This is a genomic window from Alkalibacillus haloalkaliphilus C5, assembly GCF_000269905.1.
Lineage (GTDB): Bacteria > Bacillota > Bacilli > Bacillales > Alkalibacillaceae > Alkalibacillus > Alkalibacillus haloalkaliphilus_A.
Genome location: NZ_AKIF01000215.1, coordinates 1 through 3333 on the forward strand (window position 1 = coordinate 1; position 3333 = coordinate 3333).

At 35.1% G+C, this 3333-nt stretch carries 6 protein-coding genes; 3 read left to right on the forward strand and 3 right to left on the reverse strand.

The window, feature by feature from the left end:
* Nucleotides 1–313 precede the first annotated feature (313 nt).
* From rlmH to A194_RS0115490, 3 genes are read right to left on the reverse strand one after another with little or no spacing between them, the layout of a single operon-like run.
* Complete coding sequence (gene rlmH, locus A194_RS0115480) at nt 314–793, reverse strand: 23S rRNA (pseudouridine(1915)-N(3))-methyltransferase RlmH (RefSeq protein ID WP_017187703.1); 480 nt, start codon at nt 791–793, stop codon at nt 314–316.
* A gap of 26 nt (nt 794–819) precedes the next feature.
* Nucleotides 820–1443 (reverse strand): hypothetical protein, encoded by a 624-nt coding sequence (locus A194_RS0115485; protein ID WP_017187704.1) that lies wholly within the window; start codon nt 1441–1443, stop codon nt 820–822.
* Nucleotides 1437–1838 (reverse strand): hypothetical protein, encoded by a 402-nt coding sequence (locus tag A194_RS0115490; RefSeq protein ID WP_157783085.1) that lies wholly within the window; start codon nt 1836–1838, stop codon nt 1437–1439. Before A194_RS0115490 ends, A194_RS0115485 begins: the two co-directional genes overlap by 7 nt.
* Before the next feature lie 226 nt (nt 1839–2064).
* Between A194_RS0115490 and A194_RS0115495 the strand changes: the two genes are divergently transcribed.
* From A194_RS0115495 to A194_RS0115505, 3 genes are all read left to right on the forward strand, one after another.
* Nucleotides 2065–2739 (forward strand): helix-turn-helix transcriptional regulator, encoded by a 675-nt coding sequence (locus A194_RS0115495; RefSeq protein WP_017187706.1) that lies wholly within the window; start codon nt 2065–2067, stop codon nt 2737–2739.
* Nucleotides 2740–2744: 5 nt separating this feature from the next.
* Complete coding sequence (locus A194_RS20575; RefSeq protein WP_017187707.1) at nt 2745–2891, forward strand: hypothetical protein; 147 nt, start codon at nt 2745–2747, stop codon at nt 2889–2891.
* The coding region (locus A194_RS0115505; protein ID WP_017187708.1) for a recombinase family protein at nt 2875–3333 on the forward strand (459 nt) is incomplete at its 3' end. The genes A194_RS20575 and A194_RS0115505, both read left to right, overlap by 17 nt.

The following is a 3333-nucleotide window of genomic DNA, read 5'->3' on the forward strand; positions in this document are numbered from 1 at the left end:
ACACCTATATAGGAAACGACACTATTTATCTCATCTCCCCCTAATTTTCCCACGATTTTCACTCCTGTCCACTTATTTTCACAAAAATCAGATAATTTTGTTCAATTTTATCACATTTTGGCCTATCCACCTATATGTTAAAGTTCTATTTAATTCACACTGAAATAAAATTGAATAAGCTTTCACTTAACTAAATTACCCTAGTAAATAGTAGCACCTAAAATTAATTAAGTAGGTGCTACTATTTATTGGTTTATAATTCGATCAATCTGCTCTTTATTAAGTGTGATTGTAACAGCATTTTGGTTTACCATTAACGGTGATACGGTTCATTTTTCTGGATCCTGAATGACCGATACACCTGTTCCAGCAGAATTAACTTCATAAGCTGGTGAGGGAATGTCATCTTGGAAAAGGAGAGTTTTTGATTAGCACGTTTTAACACATCTTCACTCAGTCCATTTGAACCACCAATAACAAAAGTGATCTGACTCTTACCATATATACTTAGCTGCTCCATGTTTTTCGCTAACTTCTCTGACGACCATTGCTCACCGTGTATATCTAGAGCGATGACATACTGAGTGGGTTTGATCTTGTTTAGGATCCGCTCACCCTCCTTGTTCTTTACTTGTTCAATCTCCTTATCACTCATTTGTTCAGGAGCATGTTCATCATTCACTTCATCCATAACCAATTTGCAGTATGACTGCAGCCGCTTCTCGAATTCAGCAATACCTTGCTTGATGTATTTTTCTTTGATCTTCCCTACGCTTACGATTTGTATTTGCATAAGTGCACTCCTTTCGTTTGTTCATGCTAATTTAACTCTAAAGGTATCGGATTAAAGTTGGGTGCTATTTTCACTCTCTTGTTAACAGACCACCCAATTAATTTTATTGAATGTGAGCTTGTAATTACTGCACTGGAAGAGAATTGAACGTTACAACTATTCCTTGTATTTATCCATGTATCTCCCAATGAATCAATAATAATTTTTAGCTTAAGCATCTTCGAAGTAGCTAGCCACTTCTCTATATTTGCACTTAAACGACTATGTATATCGATACACTGAACTTTGAAAGCTTGATGTCTCTTCATTTTCTTTCTTTCAGAGTTGTCAAGACTCTTGTAAGCATGCATAAGAGACTTACTATTATTAATCGACTTCTTTAAAGTTAATCGTCCATCAATTTTATCAACATCTATCAATCTTAAGCCTTTAAAAACATCTAACCTTTCATCCAGTAAAAAATCCTCAAGAGTTTTTCTTTTTCCTACTCGTACCTTATGTTTCTTTTCTATGCGTGTCAATTGCCCAATTAGACCCTGTTCTAATGCCTTGTCATATACTTTGATTTGCTGATTTCTTCTCTGGTTATAGTAATACGTACGGGTTGATTGATAGGGGTTTATAGGTAAAGACCTTAACTTTTCTACCATAGCCTTTTTGCTACCTCATGCGAATCGTACTCTATTATATCTAGCTGCTCATCCCAGGAGCCAACCTCAACATTTTTGTAGTCCCCAAGAATTACAACTACAAGATCGAGAAGCTCAATCGGTGTGAGTGAGGATGTATGTGGGTTAATCGTTATTTTTGTTTCAGGAATGTTTGAATATCTTGATCCAAACTCCACTACGAAGAGATCATGAGCAACAAGATATCTATAATAAGTACCTGTAATGTTTGTATCAATGTACTTTGCGGGTTGGATCATATTCCAAAAATCTTGAGTGACAGAATTGTTAGAGTATAGTTTAATACCATCGTATGGTGAAAGTTTAATTGGACAAGCCTTAACACTCATCAATTTTTTTAATACTGGATGCTTCATAAGCTGATGACTCAATATACTTCTATTGTACCTCAATTGCATAACACTCAACCTCCATGTATTTTTCCTATCCAAACCCGCGTCGCTACTGGCTTCAGAAGCTATGGCGTGTCCAATAGTATGAATAGTTATAGAGAACCAAAAACAATTATTTTTGTTTTTATATTTTATTTGTTATAATGTTATCAAAGAAGTACTCTCCAGTAAAGAAGAAAGGATGTAACTAATGTCTAATCGCAAAATTGATTCAGTCGAATTCCACTTGTTGAAGCGTAGCTCACTAGGTCAGAGACTCAAATACTTTCGTAATGAAGCAAAGGCACTTCAACCTCAGGTAGATTACACTACACCTGCAATTGCTAAACGTGTGGGTGTTTCTCCGCAAACCATTACTGCTATTGAAAGAGGTGAGTCAAAGAAGCCTTCCTTTTACCTAATTAATCAATTAGCAAAAGAATACGGTGTACCATTAGAAACTATTACAGATGAATTTTACGAATCAGAAGAACGTCTTTTCTCTATTGGTACACCAACTAGTGTCGAAGTTGATTTTGACCTTAGTGAATTAGATGACGCTGAAGTCATTACAGAACCTGATAAAGCACTTGGCATTATCTTATATGACAAGAAAGATGAAAACACTGCACGTCTGCTACTTCGTGAAGAAATTGCTAACTTCGATAATGATATTGACTTAGTTCAATTGTTATCACGTTTTATTTATGAAATAGAGGTACATAAATCAGAAACATCTCTTGATTTAGCCAAATTATTCAAGAAGTTAAGCCCTTTTGAATACGCTACCAACCTTTATAAGGTATCGGAAGAGTCGAATCCATATGTATCTAAAGATGTTATTCAAGAACTCATAGAAGAGATGAAAAAAGAGAGGAAGGTTTAGTAATTATGATCGATTCAAATGAAAGCATTTCGGAGTGGATACATGAGAAGGAAAACGAGAAATTACAATTCATTAAGTCGCTATCATTATTGATTAATGATTCTGTTGATAAGAGTAAGAAAGGAGAAAATCAATATGACGAATCCAATTAAAGCTGCACTCTACGCACGAGTTAGTACAGAAGAACAAGCAACTGAAGGTTATAGTATTCAAGGCCAAATTGAGGAAATGGAAACATATGCTAACCAACATGATATGAAGATCGTAAAGAGATACTTAGATGAAGGTGTTAGTGGGAAAAATATATCTGGTCGTCCACAAATGAAACAGTTAGTTAAAGACTTGAATAGCGGAGAGTTCGATGCAGTTATTATTTATAAAATTGATCGTATTGCACGTAGGTTAAAAGATGCTTTAGATATTGCAGAACGCTGTGAACAAGCAAACGTAAAATTGATTAGCTTAAAAGAAAACATGGATTTAGCTGATTCAATGGGCATAGTTATTTTCCAATTATCTGCTACCTTTGCTGAGTTTGAGCGTAACCTTACAGTTGAACGTCTAAAAATGGGAATGAGCCAACGTGCTAAAATC

Coding starts and splice junctions, on each gene's coding strand:
- A194_RS20575 (WP_017187707.1), top strand. CDS start 2,745: ATGATCGATTCAAATGAAAGCATTTCGGAGTGGATACATGAGAAGGAA.
- A194_RS0115495 (WP_017187706.1), top strand. CDS start 2,065: ATGTCTAATCGCAAAATTGATTCAGTCGAATTCCACTTGTTGAAGCGT.
- A194_RS0115485 (WP_017187704.1), bottom strand. CDS start 1,443: ATGGTAGAAAAGTTAAGGTCTTTACCTATAAACCCCTATCAATCAACC.
- A194_RS0115490 (WP_157783085.1), bottom strand. CDS start 1,838: ATGAAGCATCCAGTATTAAAAAAATTGATGAGTGTTAAGGCTTGTCCA.
- rlmH (WP_017187703.1), bottom strand. CDS start 793: ATGCAAATACAAATCGTAAGCGTAGGGAAGATCAAAGAAAAATACATC.